Annotated in this window: 21 protein-coding genes; 13 read left to right on the forward strand and 8 right to left on the reverse strand. The window is 36.5% G+C overall.

Annotated features, from left to right (window positions below; genetic code table 11):
- Positions 1–6: 6 nt before the first annotated feature.
- Together nreC and HMPREF2937_RS00990 are read left to right on the forward strand one after the other, a co-directional pair.
- Complete coding sequence (gene nreC, locus HMPREF2937_RS00985) at positions 7–660, forward strand: nitrate respiration regulation response regulator NreC (protein ID WP_031262458.1); 654 nt, start codon at positions 7–9, stop codon at positions 658–660.
- Between the two features lie 331 nt (positions 661–991).
- Entirely contained in the window at positions 992–2,158 is a 1,167-nt protein-coding gene (locus tag HMPREF2937_RS00990; RefSeq protein WP_002479725.1) for a nitrate/nitrite transporter, read from the forward strand.
- 136 nt (positions 2,159–2,294) lie between these two features.
- Here the strand turns inward: HMPREF2937_RS00990 and HMPREF2937_RS00995 are convergent, their stop codons facing one another.
- On the reverse strand, positions 2,295–3,494 hold the full coding sequence (locus HMPREF2937_RS00995) for an FtsW/RodA/SpoVE family cell cycle protein (protein WP_070863834.1): 1,200 nt from the start codon (positions 3,492–3,494) through the stop codon (positions 2,295–2,297).
- A gap of 203 nt (positions 3,495–3,697) precedes the next feature.
- Positions 3,698–4,867, reverse strand: a complete 1,170-nt coding sequence (locus tag HMPREF2937_RS01000; protein ID WP_070848146.1) for a hydroxymethylglutaryl-CoA synthase — start codon at positions 4,865–4,867, stop codon at positions 3,698–3,700.
- 111 nt (positions 4,868–4,978) lie between these two features.
- Between HMPREF2937_RS01000 and HMPREF2937_RS01005 the strand changes: the two genes are divergently transcribed.
- On the forward strand, positions 4,979–6,130 hold the full coding sequence (locus HMPREF2937_RS01005; protein WP_002479722.1) for a thiolase family protein: 1,152 nt from the start codon (positions 4,979–4,981) through the stop codon (positions 6,128–6,130).
- Between the two features lie 5 nt (positions 6,131–6,135).
- Complete coding sequence (locus HMPREF2937_RS01010; protein WP_070848144.1) at positions 6,136–7,413, forward strand: hydroxymethylglutaryl-CoA reductase, degradative; 1,278 nt, start codon at positions 6,136–6,138, stop codon at positions 7,411–7,413.
- A gap of 122 nt (positions 7,414–7,535) precedes the next feature.
- Here HMPREF2937_RS01010 and HMPREF2937_RS01015 read toward each other — a convergent pair whose 3' ends face one another.
- Positions 7,536–7,940, reverse strand: a complete 405-nt coding sequence (locus HMPREF2937_RS01015) for an Hsp20/alpha crystallin family protein (RefSeq protein ID WP_070863835.1) — start codon at positions 7,938–7,940, stop codon at positions 7,536–7,538.
- Positions 7,941–8,090: 150 nt separating this feature from the next.
- A complete protein-coding gene (locus tag HMPREF2937_RS01020) occupies positions 8,091–8,528 on the reverse strand; it encodes a MarR family winged helix-turn-helix transcriptional regulator (RefSeq protein WP_070863836.1) in 438 nt (145 codons plus the stop codon).
- A 168-nt stretch (positions 8,529–8,696) separates the two neighbouring features.
- Here HMPREF2937_RS01020 and HMPREF2937_RS01025 point away from each other — a divergent pair, with 168 nt between their 5' ends.
- The 4 genes from HMPREF2937_RS01025 (at position 8,697) to HMPREF2937_RS01040 (ending at position 12,357) form a co-directional block, all read left to right on the forward strand.
- Complete coding sequence (locus tag HMPREF2937_RS01025; RefSeq protein ID WP_023015062.1) at positions 8,697–9,323, forward strand: nitroreductase family protein; 627 nt, start codon at positions 8,697–8,699, stop codon at positions 9,321–9,323.
- Positions 9,324–9,448: 125 nt separating this feature from the next.
- Positions 9,449–9,805: a DUF3139 domain-containing protein gene (locus tag HMPREF2937_RS01030; RefSeq protein WP_070863837.1), complete on the forward strand. Its 357-nt coding sequence runs from the start codon at positions 9,449–9,451 to the stop codon at positions 9,803–9,805.
- Positions 9,806–10,004: 199 nt separating this feature from the next.
- Positions 10,005–10,907 carry an EamA family transporter gene (locus tag HMPREF2937_RS01035; protein WP_002479716.1) on the forward strand — a complete coding sequence of 301 codons (903 nt, stop codon included), beginning with the start codon at positions 10,005–10,007 and terminating at the stop codon, positions 10,905–10,907.
- A 172-nt stretch (positions 10,908–11,079) separates the two neighbouring features.
- Positions 11,080–12,357 (forward strand): cation:dicarboxylate symporter family transporter, encoded by a 1,278-nt coding sequence (locus tag HMPREF2937_RS01040; protein ID WP_023015060.1) that lies wholly within the window; start codon positions 11,080–11,082, stop codon positions 12,355–12,357.
- 118 nt (positions 12,358–12,475) lie between these two features.
- On the opposite strand, the gene HMPREF2937_RS01045 is transcribed toward HMPREF2937_RS01040, so the two are convergent.
- Positions 12,476–12,814, reverse strand: a complete 339-nt coding sequence (locus HMPREF2937_RS01045) for a DUF4889 domain-containing protein (RefSeq protein WP_002479714.1) — start codon at positions 12,812–12,814, stop codon at positions 12,476–12,478.
- A gap of 124 nt (positions 12,815–12,938) precedes the next feature.
- On the opposite strand from HMPREF2937_RS01045, the gene HMPREF2937_RS01050 reads away from it, so the two are divergent.
- Entirely contained in the window at positions 12,939–13,502 is a 564-nt protein-coding gene (locus tag HMPREF2937_RS01050) for an LOG family protein (RefSeq protein ID WP_070863838.1), read from the forward strand.
- A gap of 69 nt (positions 13,503–13,571) precedes the next feature.
- Here the strand turns inward: HMPREF2937_RS01050 and HMPREF2937_RS01055 are convergent, their stop codons facing one another.
- A complete protein-coding gene (locus tag HMPREF2937_RS01055) occupies positions 13,572–14,507 on the reverse strand; it encodes a magnesium transporter CorA family protein (RefSeq protein WP_070863839.1) in 936 nt (311 codons plus the stop codon).
- A gap of 163 nt (positions 14,508–14,670) precedes the next feature.
- Between HMPREF2937_RS01055 and HMPREF2937_RS01060 the strand changes: the two genes are divergently transcribed.
- The 3 genes from HMPREF2937_RS01060 (at position 14,671) to HMPREF2937_RS01070 (ending at position 16,846) form a co-directional block, all read left to right on the forward strand.
- On the forward strand, positions 14,671–15,117 hold the full coding sequence (locus HMPREF2937_RS01060; protein ID WP_002479711.1) for a MarR family winged helix-turn-helix transcriptional regulator: 447 nt from the start codon (positions 14,671–14,673) through the stop codon (positions 15,115–15,117).
- Positions 15,118–15,210: 93 nt separating this feature from the next.
- The gene (locus HMPREF2937_RS01065; protein ID WP_002479710.1) at positions 15,211–15,651 is read left to right on the forward strand and encodes a DUF2871 domain-containing protein; all 441 of its coding nucleotides are present in this window, start codon (positions 15,211–15,213) and stop codon (positions 15,649–15,651) included.
- 157 nt (positions 15,652–15,808) lie between these two features.
- Positions 15,809–16,846, forward strand: coding sequence for an NAD(P)/FAD-dependent oxidoreductase (locus tag HMPREF2937_RS01070; protein ID WP_070863840.1), 1,038 nt, complete (start codon positions 15,809–15,811; stop codon positions 16,844–16,846).
- Between the two features lie 57 nt (positions 16,847–16,903).
- Here the strand turns inward: HMPREF2937_RS01070 and HMPREF2937_RS01075 are convergent, their stop codons facing one another.
- Both HMPREF2937_RS01075 and HMPREF2937_RS01080 read right to left on the reverse strand, forming a co-directional pair.
- Positions 16,904–18,262, reverse strand: coding sequence for a glucose transporter GlcP (locus HMPREF2937_RS01075; RefSeq protein ID WP_002479708.1), 1,359 nt, complete (start codon positions 18,260–18,262; stop codon positions 16,904–16,906).
- A gap of 173 nt (positions 18,263–18,435) precedes the next feature.
- On the reverse strand, positions 18,436–19,428 hold the full coding sequence (locus tag HMPREF2937_RS01080) for an acrylyl-CoA reductase family protein (RefSeq protein ID WP_070863841.1): 993 nt from the start codon (positions 19,426–19,428) through the stop codon (positions 18,436–18,438).
- Positions 19,429–19,646: 218 nt separating this feature from the next.
- Between HMPREF2937_RS01080 and HMPREF2937_RS01085 the strand changes: the two genes are divergently transcribed.
- A complete protein-coding gene (locus tag HMPREF2937_RS01085; protein ID WP_070626533.1) occupies positions 19,647–20,405 on the forward strand; it encodes a hypothetical protein in 759 nt (252 codons plus the stop codon).
- Positions 20,406–20,455 lie beyond the last annotated feature (50 nt).

Here is a 20,455-nt window from a genome sequence, read left to right on the forward strand (position 1 = left end):
TTGATGTTGAGAATTGTTATTGCAGATGATCACGCAGTGGTGAGAACGGGCTTCTCTATGATCTTGAATTTCCAAGAGGATATGGAAGTCGTAGATACTGCTGCTGAGGGTGTTGAAGCATACCAAAAAGTGATGCAGCATCGCCCTGACGTGTTAATTATGGATTTAAGCATGCCGCCAGGGGAGTCAGGTTTGATTGCGACAAGTAAAATTATGGAAAGTTTTCCTGAAACAAAAATACTTATTTTAACGATGTATGATGATGATGAATATCTGTTCCATGTCTTAAGAAATGGCGCGAAAGGCTATATTTTAAAGAACGCACCAGATGAACAATTAATTTCAGCTGTGCGTACGGTTTATCGCGGCGACACTTATATTGACCCTAAAATGACGACATCATTGGTCAATGAATTTGTGAATAATTCTGACCAAGATGGCAAAAATACGAATGATCCGTTTCGGATTTTATCTAAACGCGAGTTAGAAGTATTGCCTTTGATTGCCAAAGGTTATGGAAATAAAGACATCGCAGAAAAATTATTTATTTCAGTGAAAACTGTAGAAGCACATAAAACACATATTATGCAGAAGTTAGAATTAAAATCTAAACCAGAATTAGTGGAGTATGCCTTAAAGAAAAAATTGCTTGATTTTTAAATAGGAATGACATTGAACTCATCAAAATAGATGAGTTCTTTTTTTAATTTAAAGTCGAACAATTTGAATAGTATGTGACTAATATGTGAAAAAATTGTGATGAAAAAAGCCTTTAACATGCTGATTTTAACTAAAATAGAGGGATTAGGGAAAAGCCGAATGTTTTAAGGGAATGCCCTTATGTTCAATAATTCACCTAAATAATACACTATTAAGTGTAAGCAGTATCTTTAACTGATGAATAAAATAACTTCGACTCAAAAAACACATCAGGGGGATACTGCTGCTCTTATTAAATATGATATGAAAATGTAATGTTAGGGTGAAAAAAATGAACAAATCTAGAGGCGGTTTACAGTTAACCATCCAAACGTTGAGTTTGGTTGCCGGCTTCATGGTATGGAGTATCATTGCACCATTGATGCCGCTGATTTCAGAAGACATTAAAATTACGAGCGGACAAGTTTCAATTGTACTCGCAATACCAGTTATTTTAGGATCTATTCTTCGTATCCCATTCGGTTATTTAACAAACGTTATTGGCGCAAAATGGGTCTTCTTCGCAAGTTTTATTATTCTATTAGTACCTATCTTTTTATTAAGTTCAGCAACATCAGTTAACATGTTAATGATTGCAGGCTTCTTCTTAGGGGTAGCAGGTGCGACTTTCTCAGTTGGGGTAACGTCATTACCTAAATATTTCCCTAAAGAAAAAGTTGGTTTAGCGAATGGTATTTACGGTATGGGTAACTTAGGGACAGCCGTATCTTCATTCTTAGCACCACCATTAGCAGGTGTTATCGGTTGGCAATCAACAGTGAGATTATACTTAATTTTAATGGCAGTATTCGCAATCATAATGTTCTTCTTAGGAGATGCTAAAGAACCTAAAGTTAAGGTTCCATTTGTAGCACAAGCGAAAGACTTATTAAAAGACTTACGTTTATATTACTTAAGCTTATGGTATTTCATTACGTTCGGTTCTTTCGTAGCATTTGGTATCTTCTTACCTAAATACTTAGTTGATCATTTCAATTTGACTTCAGTAGACGCAGGAATCAGAGCAGGGGTCTTTATCGCGATTGCGACATTACTTAGACCGCTTGGTGGTATCATCGGGGACAAAATTGATGCGGTGATGGCATTAAAAGTCGACTTTATTATTATGATTATCGGTGCTGTCTTATTAGGTATTTCTGATGGTATCTTATTATTTACAATCGGATGCTTAACAATCAGTGCATGTGCAGGTATCGGTAACGGTTTAGTATTCAAATTAGTACCGCATTACTTCCACAAAGAAGCAGGTGTCGCAAACGGTATCGTATCAATGATGGGTGGTCTTGGAGGATTCTTCCCGCCATTAGTGATTACGTATGTGACAAGCTTAACAGGAACAAGCCACTTAGCTTTCATCTTCTTAGCATTATTCGGAGTGATTGCGTTTATCACAATGTGGCATTTAGGCAAGAGAAACCGTTCACTTGCAGCTAAATAAGAACGGTATGGATGAATGAACATGTAAATATTGAAGACGTAAGGACCACTAATAGATGAATGTTAGTGGTCCTTAGTCATATTAAAAAGCAGGACAAGAGAAAGGTGATAGACTTACATTTGTCCTGCTTTGAATGTTATTTAATTGCTTGAAGTTTAGTATGCGCGGTACGTTCACGATTAATTTTACGTGTCGTCATAATCAATGCCGCAAATGCAATACTGACACTTAACATCGATGAACCGCCATAGCTGAGCAACGGTAAGGTTACACCTGTTAAAGGAATGGTACCTGAAACACCGCCGATATTAACAAAGGCTTGGATAAAGATATAACTGCCGATACCGATACATATCAGCTTGTAGAAGTGATTTGAAGTACGGTTAGCATAGATTAAACTTTTTACCACAATGAGTCCATAGAGTCCTAAGACAATCAAGACCCCGATTAAGCCTAACTCTTCAGACAAGACAGTGAAAATAAAGTCTGTATGCGGCTCTGGCAGGTACCCAAGTTTTGAAACTCCATTGCCGAGTCCTTTACCGAATAAACCGCCATTACCGATTGAAATTAAAGCACTTGTCAGCTGATAACCTTCATTATTTTCATATTTGAAGGGATTTAAGAAAACAGCAATACGTTTGATTCTGTAAATGTTCTTCGTATCAAAGAGCAATGTATAAATCAGATACATTGCTACAGGCAAGAGTGCGATACCAAAGATTTGCACTTTAATTTTATTCTTGATATCAGAATAAAGTAAAATGCATCCTATAATGACGACGGTTAACATGGTTCCACCTAAGTCACCTTGTAAGAGTACAAGGACCAGACCAAAGCCTAATAAGAGTAACGGTGGAATTAAATGATTAATTTGATAGTCACGCTGTCTGCTTAATCGTCGATCAATGATGTATGAGAAATAAAATATAGAAGCGAGTTTTAAAAACTCGGAAGATTGGAGACTGAAAAATCCTAAGTTCAGCCAGTTTTTGGAACCGTTGATTTCTTTACCTATTAATAAGGTTAAAGCTAAAAGTCCAAAGGTAACTAACAACATGATCAATTGAACATTTGGAGATTTAAAGAAATCGATTCTGACAAAAAGAGAGAAAAAGATTATGATAAGTCCAATCACGAAATAAATAGCTTGGCGTTTCATGAAATGGTTGCTTGCGACAGGGTAGCCGCCTGTTAAAGAACCTTTTGAAGCGGGTACCATACTAGCACTATAAACCATGACAATCCCAATAAAACCAAGCAGGATAAAGGTTATGATCAAACTCAGATCCACACCTTTAGTTGCGTTACGCAACGCTCTGAGAAATTTCTTCAATTCTAGTCACCTCTACGATTGTCTGTTTTTCCTTAAACGCGATGTGAAATATAATGCATTAAATATCTATTATATAGATTTTGTTTACAACTATCCACCTTTTATAGGTAAAAGAAAATTGAATGAAACACAAATAAAAAAAGAAGCCTTGAAATGACTTCAAGACTTCCAAATCAAGCATTGCTTCACACAAGCTTTATCTATTATTTTACGGTATCATAGTAACGAATGTTGTCTGAGATTTCTTTAAGGTAGAAGTTGCCTTTTGGTTCAACTGCTAACTCAGTTTCAGCATCAAATTCAAGGTTATCGAAACGTTTGAAGAATGATTCGTACTCTTCAACAGATAATGCTTTTCGGTTTTTCAACATTGCTTGATGTGCTTTAACATCAAGTGCGTCTTTGAAGCCGTCTGCAAGTGTAGCTGTGAAGAATTCACCTACTGAACCAGAACCATAGCTGAATAGACCGATACGGTCTCCGCTATTTAAATCATGGTTTTCAAGTAAAGAAATCAAGCTTAAATAAAGTGAACCTGTATAGATATTTCCGACATAGCGGTTATAATCCGTAGCAGATTTGTAACTGTCATTTAATCTTGCTTGTGTATCTTCTGAGGCTGTATCTGTTAAAATAGAATCAAGTGCTTTTTGACCCATCTTTGTGAATGGTACATGGAAGCATAACGCAGCAAAGTCAGACAATGATTTATGATAACGTTTCGCGTATTCGTTCCAACTTTCTTGGAAAGAATGGATATAGGCATCTTTAGATAATTTACCGTCAACAAGCGGATAAATTTCACCAGATGGTCTCCAGAAATCGTAAACGTCTTCTGTAAATGCAACTGAATCATCATGCAACTCAGCAATACGCGGGTTATGACTGATTACCATAGCGACTGCACCAGCACCTTGTGTCGGTTCACCGCCACTGTTAAGTCCGTAACGCGCAGTATCACTTGCGATAACTAATACTTTTTCATTAGGACGTGGTACTAAATAATCTTTTGCCATTTGAATCGCAGGAGTCGCTGCATAGCATGCTTCTTTCATTTCGAAACAGCGTGCAAAAGGTTGAATTCCTAGTAGATGATGAATCTGTACAGCAGACGCTTTCGCTGAATCAATTGCTGATTCAGTTGCGACAATAACCATCGTAATATCTTTCTTGTCTTGTTCTGTCAAGATAGGTTGAGCAGCGTTCGCACCCATTGTTACAATGTCTTGACTGACTGGGCTTACAGCCATTTCAGTCTGACCGATACCAATCAGAAACTTGTTTGGATCTACATTGCGTGCTTCGGCTAAATCAGCCATATCTACGTAAAAGTTCGGAATATAAAAATTAAGTTGGTCGATACCAATTGTCATAAATAACCAACATCCTTTCTTGATATGTTAAATCACTTTAAATCATATCAAAAGAGGGTACAAAAATACAATTTTAAATTAGTAGCTAGTGATAAAAAAGGAGACTAAATTATGAGCAAAATCGCAATTGTTAGTGCAAAACGTACACCAGTAGGAAAATTCAGAGGGAAATTAAGAGATTATTCTGCAGTACAACTTGGCACCATCGCTTTAGAAGCAGCAATTGATGCTATCAATCTGCCGAAAGATAAAATCGAGAATGTAATTTTTGGTAACGTATTGCAAGCAGGCAACGGACAGAATCCAGCACGTCAAATCTTGGTAAATGCCGGATTGCCGACATCAACTCCTGGAATGACTATCAACGAAGTATGCGGATCTGGTTTAAAAGCTGTAATCTTAGGTAAACAACTGATTCAATTAGGGGAAGCAAAAGTTGTCGCAGTTGGCGGTGTTGAAAGTATGACAAATGCACCGAAACTGGTATTACCTGGACAAGAAAAACCTGTACCAAGCTTTATGCATGACGGTTTGACAGATGCGTTTGAAAATGTACCGATGGGTATTACGGCTGAACGTATTGCGGATAAATATGAAGTGACACGTGAACAACAAGATGCGTTTGCGGTCAATTCACATCAAAAAGCGTACGAAGCATCTCAAGCTGGTAAATACCAAGCAGAAATGATTCCATTAACAGATGCAGATGGCGAAGAAATGACAATGGACGAAGGTATCCGCGGTAACAGTAATGTAGAGAAACTTGCGACTTTAGATACTATCTTCAAAGAAGACGGTACAGTAACAGCAGGAAATGCTTCAAGTATCAATGACGGTGCATCAGCCTTAATCTTAATGGATGCAGACTATGCACGTGAAAACGGCTATGAAATTATGGGGATTTTAGGTGATTATGCAGAAGTCGGTTGTGATCCTGAAATTATGGGTATCGCACCTTACTATGCTGTATCTAAATTATTAGAGAAAACAAATCAAACAATTGATGATATTGATTTAGTAGAAATGACAGAAGCATTTTCAGTTCAAAGTATTGCGGTTAAAGAGAATTTGAACATTCCAGATGAGAAATTGAACATCTATGGCGGCGCAGTTGCAATCGGTCACCCAATCGGTGCTTCAGGGGCGCGTTTAGTGACATCATTAGTTCATGAACTGCATCAAGAAAATAAACACAACGGTATTGCAACAGCATGTATCGGCGGCGGTTTAGGTATCGCATTAGAAGTTGAAAAAGGAGAGTAAGCAACATGAAAGCATTGGGGAAAGATTTCAGACACTTATCACGTCAAGATAAATTACAGCGTTTAGAAGACAATGGTTGGATTTCACAAGAAAGTCATCAAGAATTGTTAGATATACCGCTGCTTTCTGAAGAAGTGGCTGATAGTCTGATTGAAAATGTGATTACACAAGGTGCATTGCCTGTCGGATTATTACCAGACATTATTGTAGACGGTAAACATTATGCGGTGCCGATGATGGTAGAAGAACCATCAGTCGTAGCTGCCGCAAGTTATGGTTCGAAGTTAGTCAATCAAACTGGCGGATTCAAAGTTGAATCGAGTGAACGTTTGATGATTGGACAAATTGTCTTTATGGAAGTAGAAGATCCAGCACAATTAGCTGAACAATTAATTGAGAAAGAATCACAAATTCATCAAGTCGCAGATGCAAGTTATCCATCGATTTTAAAACGTGGCGGTGGTTATCGTAAAATTGATGTCGATACGTTTGAAAAAGAACAACTAGTTTCTTTAAAAGTTTATGTTGATACGAAAGATGCGATGGGCGCTAATATGATGAATACCATCTTAGAAGGCATTTCTGGCTTCCTGAAAGGCGAATGGCCAGAAATCAATGTCCTAATGAGTATTTTGTCTAATCACGCTACAGCGTCACTTGTGCGCGTCTCAGGAGAAATTGATGTTTCAGCTTTAGCACGTGGTGAGATGAGCGGTGAAACAGTTGCGAAACGTTTGGAAGCTGCTTCAGTTTTAGCTTATGTCGATCCATACCGTGCAGTGACACATAATAAAGGTGTCATGAATGGTATTCATGCAGTAGTATTAGCAACAGGCAATGACACACGCAGTGCTGAAGCCAGCGCACACGCATATGCATGTAAAGAAGGACAGTATCGCAGTATGACAAAATGGGAGTACTTAGAAGATAAAGGTCGTTTAAGAGGAACGATTGAAATTCCGATGACACTCGCAACTGTCGGCGGTGGTACAAAAGTGGTTCCGATTGCACGTTTAGCACAAGAAATCTTGCATGTGGATTCTGCACAAGAATTAGGTGAAGTTGCGGCAGCAGTCGGCTTGGCTCAAAACTTCTCAGCGTGTCGTGCTTTAGTATCTGAAGGTATTCAAGAAGGTCATATGAGTCTGCAGTATAAATCATTGGCGATTGTCGCAGGTGCGAAAGGTAACGAAATTGAACAGGTAGCCGATGCTTTAAAACAAGCAGACACTGCGAATATGGCTGAAGCGGAAAAATTGTTAGCTGAATTACGTAGTAACTAAAAATAAATGTTATAAATCAATATGAGATGTCATTTTGATAAGAGAAGCGGGTTCTTAAAGAGGACTCGCTTTTTGACGTAAAAAAACAGCATCCCTTAAAGGAATGCTGCGAAAAATAATTATTAATCGATTGTGATATTAGAACCTGCTAAGTCTTGTTCATCTTTCTTAGGCAATACAACAGTTAAGACACCATCTTTGTAAGATGCTGAAATCTTGTCGCTGTCGATATTACTGAAAGAGAATTCACGGCTGACACTGTCAGTGCTACGTTCTCTTTGGATTACGCGACCTTCTTCATTTTCAGTACTACTTTCAATTGAGCGTTTTGCGCTGATTTTCAGTGTACCTTCATTATAAGAAAGGTTGATATTCTTTTTATCAAATCCTGGTAAATCTGCTTCAACAATATATTGGTTATCTTTTTCTTTAATATCTGTTTTTACAGCATTTACTGTTGGGATTTGATCTATAAATTGGCGTCCGAATTCTTTGAAAATGTCAGTGGGTTTACTTTCGAAAGGCATATAAAATCGCTCCTTTTCATTGTTTAATTAAAGCTCGCTTTAGTCATTCATACCCGAATTCTTGTAAGGCAATCTTACTGAGTATTCAGCGAGTTCTGACTTTAATTATATCACGTCCAGGAGCTGATAGATAATCAGAGGATTGTAGTGTTAGGCTTCAGAAAAGTTATTAACGATAAATTTCGATAGGATAGATTTAATTGTTTTCGCATCTTCCATTGAAATGTCTAAATCATTGAAAACTTCCATCGCAATATGTGAGATTTCGTGGCGAGTGTTAACACCTTCTTCAGTTAAAGAGACAAGGAGATTTCTTTCGTCTGATGGCTGTCTAAGGCGTTTGACAAGTCCTTGTTTTTCTAACTTTTTAATCATAGGTGTTAATGTTCCAGAATCTAAATATAATCTTTCCCCTAAAGATTTGATGTTGATAAATTCATCGTCTTCTATAGCGAGTAGAACAATATAGCCAGTATATGTCAGCCCATATTTCTTAAGATGCGGGGTGTAACGCTTAATTATCTCTTTAGACGACACATAGAATAAAAAACATAATTGTTTATCTAAAAAGTTGTTAGGTTCATGCAATTAAATCACTCCTTATTTAAAACAACGATATTATGAACGCAATCACTTGTCAAGAATAAATTTCGTGCCTATAATTTACTATGTTTAAACTTTGTAGTATGAAAATATTCAAATAGATTCCGTTTTGTTCGAAAAATAAACATAATAGATAAAGGAGCAAAAAATATAATGGAAAAACAATGGTTTGATGATGTGCTGAGAGCACGTAAATCAGTAAAGGTTTATGACCCAAATGTGAAGATTTCACATGAAGAAATGGATGAAATGTTAGGGAAAGCAGCACTAGCACCTTCTTCAATTAATATGCAGCCATGGCGAGTTGTTGTAGTAGATAGTGAAGAAGGAAAAGAAAAAGTCCGTCCTGCTATGCAATTCAATACAAGACAAAATGATACATCTGCTGCGATGGTTGTTATTTTTGGTGATTTACGCAACTACGAGTATGGTGAACAAATCTATCAAGGTAACGTTGATAAAGGCTATATGCCTCAAGAAACTAAAGATGACTTATTATCTAAGTTTCTACCATTTTATAAAGGGTTAAGCTTGCCGCAAATGACATCTATCGTAAATATCGACTGTAGCTTGTTTGCGATGCAGTTCATGCTTGTCGCAAAAGCGCATGGCTATGATACTAATCCAATCGGCGGTTTCGATAGAGAAAATATTGCTTCTATTTTAGGTTTAGATCCTGAACGCTATGTTCCAGTAATGGTGGTTGCTGTAGGTAAGGCAGATCAAGCAGCACATCATACGTATCGTTTAGATGTAGATGCTTTCAGACGTTATTTCTAATGTAATCATCGACAAATTTGTTACAATGTAATTAAATGTGTGACAAGTAAGGGAAACTTCATTCATAATTATATAGATAATATATTTTTATATGGATGAAGTTTAAAGGCTAAAGGAGTCTGGCTATGAGTAAAAGAGTTTTTCATTTGATTTTAATTATTATCGGTTCCTTAATTATCGCAACAGTATTCTTCTTTGGTTTGAAAACCTATCAAGGTAAGCAAAATTTAAAATTGGTGGATCAGTATATTGCTGAACATCAATTACAAGATGATATCAAATCAAAAAAGAAAAAATTCAATGCGAAAGACGGCGTTTATTATAAAGAGGTTGTCTTTAAAGATGAACCGCAATTAACGTATGTGATTCAACCGATGGGGACTTCAAAGGGATTATTTGCACAAGCATTTGATACGCAAACAAGAAAGCATATCAAAAAAGCTAAACATAATTTCTTTGATGACAATTATAAGCTTAAATAACCGATTAAGTATGTTAGAATAAATGTGATTAAGACATTAAACACGATGAATAGTGTTTAGTGTCTTATTTGCGTTACAAGGATAGTTGTGTGAGTATGAAAACTCTATCACAACTTATCAAAAATTGATTATTATCATCAAAAATGGATATAACACCTTTAGTATCAGCATAGAGAAAAAACATGATAGGAGGGACGGCATGACACACAGAAATCAAAAACGTTGGCCGGGCTTTGTACTCGTGATTATTGGCTCTATATTCTGGGGCGTCGGCGGTACAGTATCACAATGGTTGTTTGAAAATAAACAATTACCGGTCACGTGGTTCGTGGGTGTTCGTTTATTAGTATCTGGATTACTTTTAGTTATAATGTCATTCTTTTTAGAAGGTAAGAAGACAATCACCATTTGGGCAGATAAAAAAGATACGCTCAAATTATTTATTTACTCACTCATTGGTATGTTAGGTGTGCAATACTGCTTTATGGCGACCATTCATTATGGTAACGCAGCAGTAGCGACGTTGCTCCAATATTTAGGTCCTGTCATTATTATCTTGTATTTAGTTGCAGCTAAAGTCATCCGTTTCAGATGGAAAGAAGGTATCGCAGTCACATTGGCACTAAGTGGTACATTCTTCCTATTAACGAATGGTTCGCTTGCAACATTATCTGTTCCGATGCCAGCAATTATTTGGGGTGTAATGTCAGCTTTTGCGATGGCATTCTATACCATCTTCCCCGTACAATTGCTTGCTAAGTGGGGAACGGTCAATGTTGTAGGCTGGGCGATGTTAATCGCAGGTATATTCTTAAACTTCTTACATCCGATTTGGAAAGTTGATACATCAAATTGGGATGTAAAAGTCATTGTGTATTTATTCATTTCAGTGATTATTGGTACGATGTTTGCATTCTGGCTATTTATTTCCAGCTTGAAATTCTTATTCCCGCAAGAAGCCAGTGTACTTGGTACGATCGAACCGTTAACAGCGATTTTATTATCTGTTGTATGGTTAGGCGTATCATTCGGTGCTTGGCAAGTTATGGGTGTCGCATTAATCGTATTAATGGTAATCTTCTTAGCAGTCGTCAAAGACTAGCGGTATAATTAGGATAGAAAGATAATTGCTTCAAAATATGTTATTTTACACTGTTATTTAATATAATTTTGAACATTTAGTGTAAAATCATCTTGAAGTTTTAAATTTTTCTATCCTAATTATTTATTTTCTGATATAATTAAACAATGTCAGAAAAAGGGGAGATGCATCAATGGCTATATTTAAGAGAAAAATAAGTTTACCAGTGCAGGTTATGATCGCGCTTGTTCTTGGTGTTGTTGTAGGACTATTGCTTTATGGACAAAAAGACATCGCGAATTATATACAACCGCTTGGTGATATATTTTTAAACTTAATTAAAATGATTGTTATTCCAGTCGTTTTCTGTTCGCTTGCCTTATCTATTTCAGGTGTAGGTGAATCTAAAACAGTTGGACGTTATGGACTTAAAACAATTATTTACTTTGAAGTGATTACAACTATCGCAATTGCATTAGGTGTTTTGTTCGCGAATATCTTTAAACCGGGGACGGGACTAGATCCGAACAAATTACCAAAAGGTGATATTACTAAATATGAATCATCAGCACATGCAGCTGAACATTCTACATATGGCAATCATTTTATTGATACCATTGTTAATATCATTCCGACGAACTTTTTCGAAGCATTAGCTAAAGGCGAATTGCTTCCGATTATCTTCTTCGCTGTATTCTTTGGATTAGGAATTGCAGCTATCGGAGAAAAAGGAGAGCCTGTTAAAGCTTTCTTAAGCGGAGTGTTAGAAGCGACATTCTGGATGATCAATAAAATCTTGAAACTCGCGCCTCTAGGCGTATTCGCATTTATTTGTGTAACAATTATGACATTTGGTGCTTCAGCATTGGTTCCACTATTGAAATTAGTGGCTGTTGTTATCGGCGCAATGGTCTTCTTTGTAGTAGTAGTATTGGGCATTGTAGCTAAATTATGCGGCATCAGTGTATTTGATATTATAAAAGTATTGAAAAGTGAAATTTTATTGGCATTCTCAACTTCAAGTTCAGAAGCAGTATTGCCAGTTATGATGAAAAAAATGGAAAACTTCGGTTCTCCGAGAGACGTGACATCATTTGTAATTCCAATCGGCTACACATTCAACTTAGATGGTTCAGCACTGTATCAATCAATCGCCGCATTGTTCGTTGCACAAATGTATGGTATTCACTTAAGTTTAGGTGAACAACTTGTATTAATCTTTACATTGATGATTACATCAAAAGGTATGGCAGCGGTGCCGGGAACTTCAATCGTTGTACTTTTAACAACATTAGGTTCTATGGGCTTACCAGCAGCTGGTCTTGCATTAATCATCGGTGTGGACCGTATTCTGGATATGGTTCGTACATGCGTTAACGTAGTCGGTAACGCATTATCAACAGTCGTTATTGCGAAATGGGAAAATGTCTTCGATAAACAAAAATCTGAAGACTACTTAAAATCTATTTAAGCAATACACACGTATAGAGAGGTTGTTAAAACCTGACTCTAAATTTAAATTTTCTGACATAATATTTGTAAAACTATTAAAAAAACACCGGCGTAAAAACGTCGGTGTTTTCGTATGCTTAATGATGCATATCATGAATCTTCATCATTAAACCATGTGGAATATCATCATGTTCTACCACTTTTTTCTTACTGAACTCGTCAGTACCTACTTTTTTAACAAGTACCACAAAGTCGCCTTTTTTAGGCTTGAATTGATCGTCAGAATCAACTTTAACATTCTTCTCAATGTGATTATCTTTTTCACTGATCATTTTTTCAACCGTTTGATTATCTTTCATAATCCCGTAATATGTTTCTTTTTCACCAGAAGCAAAGATCATAATAACTAATACGATACATGCAATTGTTAGAAGTGCAATCAGTGATATACCTAATGTTTTACCATTCTTTTTCATATGTGTGAAACTCCTTTCTTTATCTGTTAATAGATATACCGAAAAATGATAAAAAAAGCAATGAATAACAACATGGTTATATTTGTTATAATGAAGTGTAACTTTGTCAAAAGGAGAGAGCACGATGCATATTATTGTTTATTGCGGTGCAAGCACAGGACAAAATCCAGTGTATTTAAAGGTAGCAGAAGCGTTAGGTACATGGATGGCACAACACAATTATGGCTTAGTCTATGGCGGCGGCAATGTCGGTTTGATGGGACATCTCGCAGATACGGTTAAACAACATCAAGGCCATGTGGTAGGTGTCATGCCGAAATTCTTAGAGGAAAAAGAAATTGCACATCAAGGTTTAGATGAATTGATAATTGTTGATACCATGGCTGAGCGTAAAGCAGCTATGTTAGATAAAGGGGATGCTTGTTTAGCTTTACCTGGGGGACCAGGAACGTTAGAAGAAATTACGGAAATGGTTTCTTGGGCAAGAATCGGTCAAAATGCTAATCCATGTATCTTTTGGAACGTGAATGGTTATTATGACAAAATCGAAGCGTTTTATGACCAAATGGTTGAGGAAGGTTTTTTAAGTCAGGCAGACAGAGATTTGATTTTATTCACAAATGATTTTGAAACATTAGCAGCCTTTTTGAGAGACTATCAGCCACCGCATATACGTCAATATAAATAAAATAGACATCATGTATCAAAATAATGATTACTTTGATACATGATGTCTATCTTTTAGTTTGAAACTAGGTCAGATTTTGCCTTTGCGCCATAAAAGTAAAAAGACAATCGCAACGATAATCATAGAGATACCGAGTGTCGCAATCCAAGAAGTCGGGCTATGATCGTTAAGCGGAAGCGGTACGTTCATACCGAAGAAACTGAATACTAAAGTCGGTAACGTCAAGAAGACTGTAAAGAGTGTTAAAGTCTTCATGATATTGTTCATATCATTTGAAAGCAGAGATTCATATGAAGTCGTGATACTTTCTAAGATACGTGTATGCAACTCTGTTGTTTCAATGGCTTGGTTTGTTTCGACAAATAAGTCTTCAATCAAGTCTTCATCTTCTTCGAAACGTTTAATCGGCGGCAGTTTGAAAAGTTTATTGAAGACATCTTCATTACCTTTCAATGCAGCTAAGAAATAAACCAAACTCTTTTCAACTTCCATCAAGTTATAAAGTTGTTTGTTCGTTACTTTTTTCTTCAATTCACGTTCGATGCGTAATCTTGATTTATTCAATAAACGCAAATTACGGTTGTAGTGGTTTGAAATGGTTAATAAGATATTCAACGCAAATTGACTGCGATAATGCAGATTTTGACTAGATTTCGCAAAGTGATCTAAGAAATCAACTTCATGATCGCAAATCGTCATAATGCGTCTGTGTCCAATAATAATACCCAGTGGAATTGTCATAAACGAAATAATTTTATTGTTCGTATTATTGACGATTGGAAAGTCGATGATGATTAAAGAATAACCTGTTTCGTCATCAAATTCGACACGTGCGCTTTCATCCGCATCCAAGGGGTCTTTTAAGAAGTCTTCTGGAATATTAAAGCGCTCAATCAAAGATTCTACTTCTTCTCTCGAGGGCTCGGTAATATTAATCCATAAAGCTTCCTCTAAGGAAGTGATATGAATATCTTGATGAACATTATGTTTATAAGCTGTAATCATTCTGAAGCTTCCTTTCTGTGTGTAAATCAAACATGCAAGGTTTAACATCTATCGTTTAAGTTAAAACTATAGAGAACGCTTTGCTCGATTTATTTGATATGTGCTTAATTATAGTACCATAATTTAATGATTTGTGTAGTCTAAATAAGGAGAGATGCGACACATGGCAACGACAATCCAATACTTATTACGTATGATTACAAATGAAATGAAAGTAAAAGCTGACCAATTGTTAGGTGTATACGATATTACGTTAGAACAAGCGCAAACGTTACGTTATATTTTTGAAAGTGACACAGGCGTCATTCCGCAAAATGATTTAATTCATATTTTTAATCGTAAAGGCCCAACAGTGAGCAGCGCATTGAGAAGTTTAGAAAATAAAAACTTAATAGAACGTATCAGTGACAAAAATGATACACGTAAAAAAGATGTCGTCTTAACTGCAGTCGCAAAAAAAGATGTCAGAGAAATTATTGAAATCTTAGATGAAGTGGAATCTACTTTATTTTTAGACATTCCAAAAGCTGACCAAGCGGCATTAAAAGAGATATTATTTAAAATGAAAGATAATCTAAATACCTTAAATGAAGAAGATAAAGAATTCTAGTTGTGTATAATTCGTGAATAATAACGCGATACTTTCTGAAAGCGTTGCTGTCAGTTATAATAATGAGTGATGCAAAAAGGAGGGTTTTTAGGTATGCGTAGAATTCTGTATACATTTTTAACTTATACAATTATAGGCTTATTATCAGGTGTTTATTATCGTGAATTGACAAAAGCCTTTGAGTTTACAGGCAAAACACAACTTGCGATTGTGCATACACACATACTAATGCTTGGTATGTTTATGTTCCTAATCTTATTAGTCTTTGAAAAACTGTTCTCAATCAGTAAATACTACTTATTTAACTGGTTCTATTATGTTTATAATATCGGCTTGATTGTGACAGTCGCACTACAAGGCATTAAAGGGACAATGCAAGTGACTGGCGCAAGTGTTTCACCAGGTATTGCTGGAATTGCAGGACTAGGTCACATGACGTTATCAGCCGGCTTTATTATCTTGTTCTTCCTATTGAAAAAAGCAATTTTAACACATCCGATTGAAGGACAAACCAACCAAAATAAAAAACTTTAATCTTTATTTTTAAAAGAGATACGACTATTTGTGTTGTGTCTCTTTTTTTAATAGCTAAAGTTTTCCTCATACAACTAAATCATGTAAAATATAAGTGAGAACAATTTTCAATTAATGATTATGCAGCACAGAGAAAAACTAGGAGGCAAGCATAACTATGAAAGATTTAACTATTATCGGCGGAGGACCTGCCGGTTTATATGCAAGCTTTTATGCAGGTATGCGCGGCATGAGTGTGTGTTTAATAGATGTACAACAAGAGTTAGGTGGCAAGATGTGTTTATATCCTGAAAAAATCATTTGGGATATCGGTGGTGTCGCACCGAAACCTTGTTTTGAAATTACGAAAGATATTATTGATCAAGGCCTGCATTTCAATCCAGAAGTACGCTTACAAGAGCGTGTGATGGATATTCATAAAGTTGCAGAACGTCATTTTGAAGTGACAACAGATCAAGGCAATGTATATGAATCTAAAGCAGTCATTATTGCTATTGGTGGAGGAATTATCCATCCGAAACCCTTAGATATTAAAGATGCGAGTCGTTATCAAATCTCAAACTTGCATTATGTCGTACAAAAATTATCACGCTTTAGAAATAAACGTGTATTAATTTCCGGCTCTGGCAATTCTGCGATAGATTGGGCGTGTGAAATAGCGCCATATGCAGAAAGTGTACATTTGATATATCGTAAGGATCAGTTAAAAGGCTTTGAAGCGATGCAAGATAAGCTCGCAACATTTGGTGTGATTCAACATCCAAATAGTCAAATCACTGCTTTGATCGGGGATGAAGCACAAGAGAGTATTGCTTCAGTAGTCATTGAAAATAGTGCGACAGGAGAAGCGGAAACTTTAGAAGTCGATGATGTCATTATCAGTCATGGCTTTGATATTGAAAATCCATTGTTAGAAGATGCTTCAACTAAACTAGAAATGATGAATGATTATCAAATTAAAGGACAAGGTAACGCACAAACGAGTGAAGCGGGTATTTTTGCTTGTGGTGATATTATTCATCATGATGCCAAAGCACACTTGATTGCGAGTGCCTTCAGTGATGCAGGGAACGCCGCAAACCTCGCAAAACAATATATTGAACCTGAGGCAGCGAAAGAAGGCTATGTCTCAAGTCATAATGAGGCATTTAAAGAAGAAAACAAAGAAATTATTAAACAATATAATGAATCATAACAGTAGAAAAGGGATGTCTTCTCGAACGTGAGAGGACATCCCTTTAAATGTTTATATCTATTTATTTAAATCTGGTGTTGTAGCTGAAGTACGTTCACGTAATTCTGCTTCAATTTCTTCTAAGCTGCGTCCGCGAGTTTCTGGTAAGTATTTTGCTACGAAGAATAAAGCAAACACACCAATTACGGCGAAGATTAAGAAGACACCATGTGTTGGTAAGACATCAGTTAACATTGGGAAGAATTGTGCGACTGCTAAACTTCCGATTGAAAGTGTTAAAGCAGCGATTCCTGTTGCGGCACCACGTGCACGCATTGGGAATAATTCCGGCAACATTACCCAAAGTACAGGGCCCCAAGAGAAGCCGAAGAAAATAATAAAGATTGTAAGACAAACAATGCTGATCCAAGCTGCTGATTGGATACCCATGATCCAAATCAGTAATGCCATAATGACTAATGAGGCGACCATACCGATATTACCGATAATTAATAATTTCTTACGGTCTACTTTATCAATAATCATAATCGCTACAATTGTCACAAGTACGTTGACTGTACCGATACCGACTGAACCTAAGATAGAAGCAGAGTCACCTAAACCTGCTTTAACAAAAATAGTCGGTGCGTAGTAAATAATTGCGTTAATACCGATGATTTGTTGGAACAATGCGAAGACACAGCCGATGATAATCGTTGGACGTAACCATGGTGAGTTTAATACTTTCCATGTACTTTCTGAAATCGCATTGATTTCTTTCATTTCTGAGATTTCATGATCAATCTCATTTTTAGGGAACGTTAAAGCCATTACTTTACGTGCCGCATTTTCACCGCGATGTTCAAGCAGCCATCTTGGACTTTCCGGCATAAAGATAACACCGACTAATAAGATGACAGAAGGGACAACCGCAAGTCCTAACATCCATCTCCAGCCTTCGACACCTGCGAAAGCGTAACTTGTTAAGTATGATGCTAAAATACCGATTGTAATCATTAATTGGTTTAATGAACTTAAAGAACCACGTGATTCTGTCGGTGCCATTTCGGATAGATAAACTGGCACAATAGCTGTTGAACCGCCGACTGCTAAACCAATTACTAAACGACCGATGACTAACATAGTTAAGTTAGGCGCAAGTGCTAGAGCTAATGCACCTACTATGTAAATAATTGCGATAATAAAGACGACGCGACGTCGACCTAATTTATCTGATGAAGGTCCACTTAACCCTGAACCGAAGATTGCACCAATCAGCATTGATGAAACGACAAGTCCTTGTGTGGTACCGTTTAGCGGGATTTCATCTGGAATATAAAGCAGGGCACCTGAAATAATACCCATATCATAGCCATATAGTAATCCGCCTAGTGCACCAATGAAAAAGATGAGGTTTTTGTTAAACGTTTTACTCATTATGAGTCCTCCTGGTTATTTTTATCGTAAATTCAGTATACGCTTTCATAAAATTAAAGTAAATATCAATATATTTCCATTAGTACAATAAAGTAAAATAGAATTAAATGCAATTACCATTTTAGTAAAAAAAGACAACTCCAAAATAAGAGTTGTCTGATTGAGTATTTAAATTAATTTTCGTTAATCTTCACGAGATAACGACCAGCACTATGATTATTTAATAAATTATCCATTGCTTCTGGCACGTCATTGAAATCAATGATTTGTTTAATAGAGTGCAGTGCTTCTGGTTTTAAGTCAGTAGCTAATCTGCGCCAAATTTGTTTGCGGACTTTCATAGGTGTTTCTGCTGAATCCACACCTAAAATACTGTTACCACGTAAAATGAATGGTAAGACTGTCGTCTCAAATGCCAGACCTGCTGTATTGCCGATTAACGCAATACTGCCTCTATTTTGCAGGCGTTTCACAATGTCACCGACATGTTTGCCGCCGACAGGATCAATCACTGCTTGCCATTCTCTTTTGTTTAATGGTTTGTCTGAGGTATCTTCGACACGTGGGACCACATCTGTTGCGCCGATAGATTTTAAGTAATCTGCATTTTGTTTATTGCCTGTGCTTGCGATGACTTTATAACCGATATTACTTAGCATCATGACAGCTAAACTGCCGACACCGCCACTTGCGCCACGTACCAGTACAGGTGAACCTTCTACTGTTAAGCCATTGTCTTCTAATTTTTGGATGGCTAACGCTGCAGTATAGCCCGCAGTACCGTAAATCATGGCTTCTTCTAATGTTAAGTCTTTAGGAAGCGGTACAATCCATTCTTCTTTGACACGTGCGTATTCACTAAGTCCTCCATGATGAGATACACCTAGATCATAGCTTGTCACAATAACTTGATCGCCTTCTTTATAAGTAGAAGTTTCAGACTCTACAACTGTACCTGCTAAATCTATACCTGGAATAATCGGATAGTTTTTAACGACTCCCGCACCTTTTTTAGCTGCTAGCGCATCTTTATAGTTGATGCTGGAGTAAGCAACTTTGATTAATACATTCCCTTCATCTATTGTATCCATGGGTAAATCTTTAAGTTCAGTATGGATTTCTTTGCCTTCTTTTTCTGCATAATATGCTTTAAATGTCTCAGGCATCTTTATCAACCCTTTCAAATAAATAAACTAAAGCGATAGTATCACGAAGTAGCCAGAACAACAAACAGGTTGCTGTAGCTAAATGATAAATATCTGTCATAATAATATTTTCTTAAAAGAATTTTTACAATTTTGATGTTTATAGAATATAATGGAAGTGTATAAGTTAAGGGATAATACATTTAAAAGATTGAAAGCCACTCAAGGAGGAGAACAGAATGAAAAAGTTATTTGCCAGCGTTTTAACGCTATCTTTAGTGCTAGCAGCTTGTGGAAATGATGACAGCAAGAAAGAGGAAGACAACAAAGACAAAGATCAAACAACACAAGAAAGCAAATCTAATCAAGACAAAGAAAAGAACAAAGACAACGAAAGCAGCAAAGATAAAGACAGCAATAAAGAAAAAGAAAACAATGAACAAGCAAATGATGAACAAAACAATGACAAAGCGCAACAAGACGAGTCACAATCAACAGATGCGCAAAACAATGACAGCAATCAAAATGCGACTTCTGAACAATCAAATAACAATCAACAAGCTTCTCAAACATCAGGTGCCAATGATGGTCAAAATAGCAACAATAACCAACAAGCAACACAGCAAACATCAAATCAAACAAATGCTAACCAAGCATCAAACCAAGGTACAAATCAAACAGGTTATGTAGCACCTTATCAAGGTCAAAATACAGCACCTGCAGCACGTACAATTGGTAAAGCACCAGTAGATCAATCTACTTTAAAAGTATTGCCGAACTTCCCGCAATCACTACAAACTGCACAAAATGAAATCAACAACTTAAATGGTCAATCTAACCCTTACAATGACTTTGGCGTACAAGATAATGGTGACGGCAGCTATTCTTATGTGTTCAGTTTCGCAAATCAAGCACAACCTGGCACATATGCATTAGTTAGAGTCGACCAACAAGGTAAAGCAGCAATTTTAGATCCAGCGTATCAAGCAGGTCAATAATATAGTATTTAGTTTTAAGTTCAAATAATTAGAACATAAGATAATCATGC

This window comes from Staphylococcus sp. HMSC061G12, assembly GCF_001838465.1.
Taxonomy (GTDB): Bacteria; Bacillota; Bacilli; order Staphylococcales; family Staphylococcaceae; genus Staphylococcus; species Staphylococcus simulans.

Bases quoted from the DNA above. Each gene is read 5' to 3' on its own strand.
- HMPREF2937_RS01085 (WP_070626533.1), top strand. From the start codon at position 19,647: ATGAAAAAGTTATTTGCCAGCGTTTTAACGCTATCTTTAGTGCTAGCA.
- HMPREF2937_RS01015 (WP_070863835.1), bottom strand. From the start codon at position 7,940: ATGCCTTTCGAAAGTAAACCCACTGACATTTTCAAAGAATTCGGACGC.
- HMPREF2937_RS01070 (WP_070863840.1), top strand. From the start codon at position 15,809: ATGAAAGATTTAACTATTATCGGCGGAGGACCTGCCGGTTTATATGCA.
- HMPREF2937_RS01035 (WP_002479716.1), top strand. From the start codon at position 10,005: ATGACACACAGAAATCAAAAACGTTGGCCGGGCTTTGTACTCGTGATT.
- HMPREF2937_RS01010 (WP_070848144.1), top strand. From the start codon at position 6,136: ATGAAAGCATTGGGGAAAGATTTCAGACACTTATCACGTCAAGATAAA.
- HMPREF2937_RS01055 (WP_070863839.1), bottom strand. From the start codon at position 14,507: ATGATTACAGCTTATAAACATAATGTTCATCAAGATATTCATATCACT.
- HMPREF2937_RS01040 (WP_023015060.1), top strand. From the start codon at position 11,080: ATGGCTATATTTAAGAGAAAAATAAGTTTACCAGTGCAGGTTATGATC.
- HMPREF2937_RS00990 (WP_002479725.1), top strand. From the start codon at position 992: ATGAACAAATCTAGAGGCGGTTTACAGTTAACCATCCAAACGTTGAGT.
- HMPREF2937_RS01060 (WP_002479711.1), top strand. From the start codon at position 14,671: ATGGCAACGACAATCCAATACTTATTACGTATGATTACAAATGAAATG.
- HMPREF2937_RS01000 (WP_070848146.1), bottom strand. From the start codon at position 4,867: ATGACAATTGGTATCGACCAACTTAATTTTTATATTCCGAACTTTTAC.
- HMPREF2937_RS01025 (WP_023015062.1), top strand. From the start codon at position 8,697: ATGGAAAAACAATGGTTTGATGATGTGCTGAGAGCACGTAAATCAGTA.
- HMPREF2937_RS01050 (WP_070863838.1), top strand. From the start codon at position 12,939: ATGCATATTATTGTTTATTGCGGTGCAAGCACAGGACAAAATCCAGTG.
- HMPREF2937_RS01005 (WP_002479722.1), top strand. From the start codon at position 4,979: ATGAGCAAAATCGCAATTGTTAGTGCAAAACGTACACCAGTAGGAAAA.
- HMPREF2937_RS01045 (WP_002479714.1), bottom strand. From the start codon at position 12,814: ATGAAAAAGAATGGTAAAACATTAGGTATATCACTGATTGCACTTCTA.
- HMPREF2937_RS01030 (WP_070863837.1), top strand. From the start codon at position 9,449: ATGAGTAAAAGAGTTTTTCATTTGATTTTAATTATTATCGGTTCCTTA.
- HMPREF2937_RS01075 (WP_002479708.1), bottom strand. From the start codon at position 18,262: ATGAGTAAAACGTTTAACAAAAACCTCATCTTTTTCATTGGTGCACTA.
- HMPREF2937_RS01065 (WP_002479710.1), top strand. From the start codon at position 15,211: ATGCGTAGAATTCTGTATACATTTTTAACTTATACAATTATAGGCTTA.
- HMPREF2937_RS01080 (WP_070863841.1), bottom strand. From the start codon at position 19,428: ATGCCTGAGACATTTAAAGCATATTATGCAGAAAAAGAAGGCAAAGAA.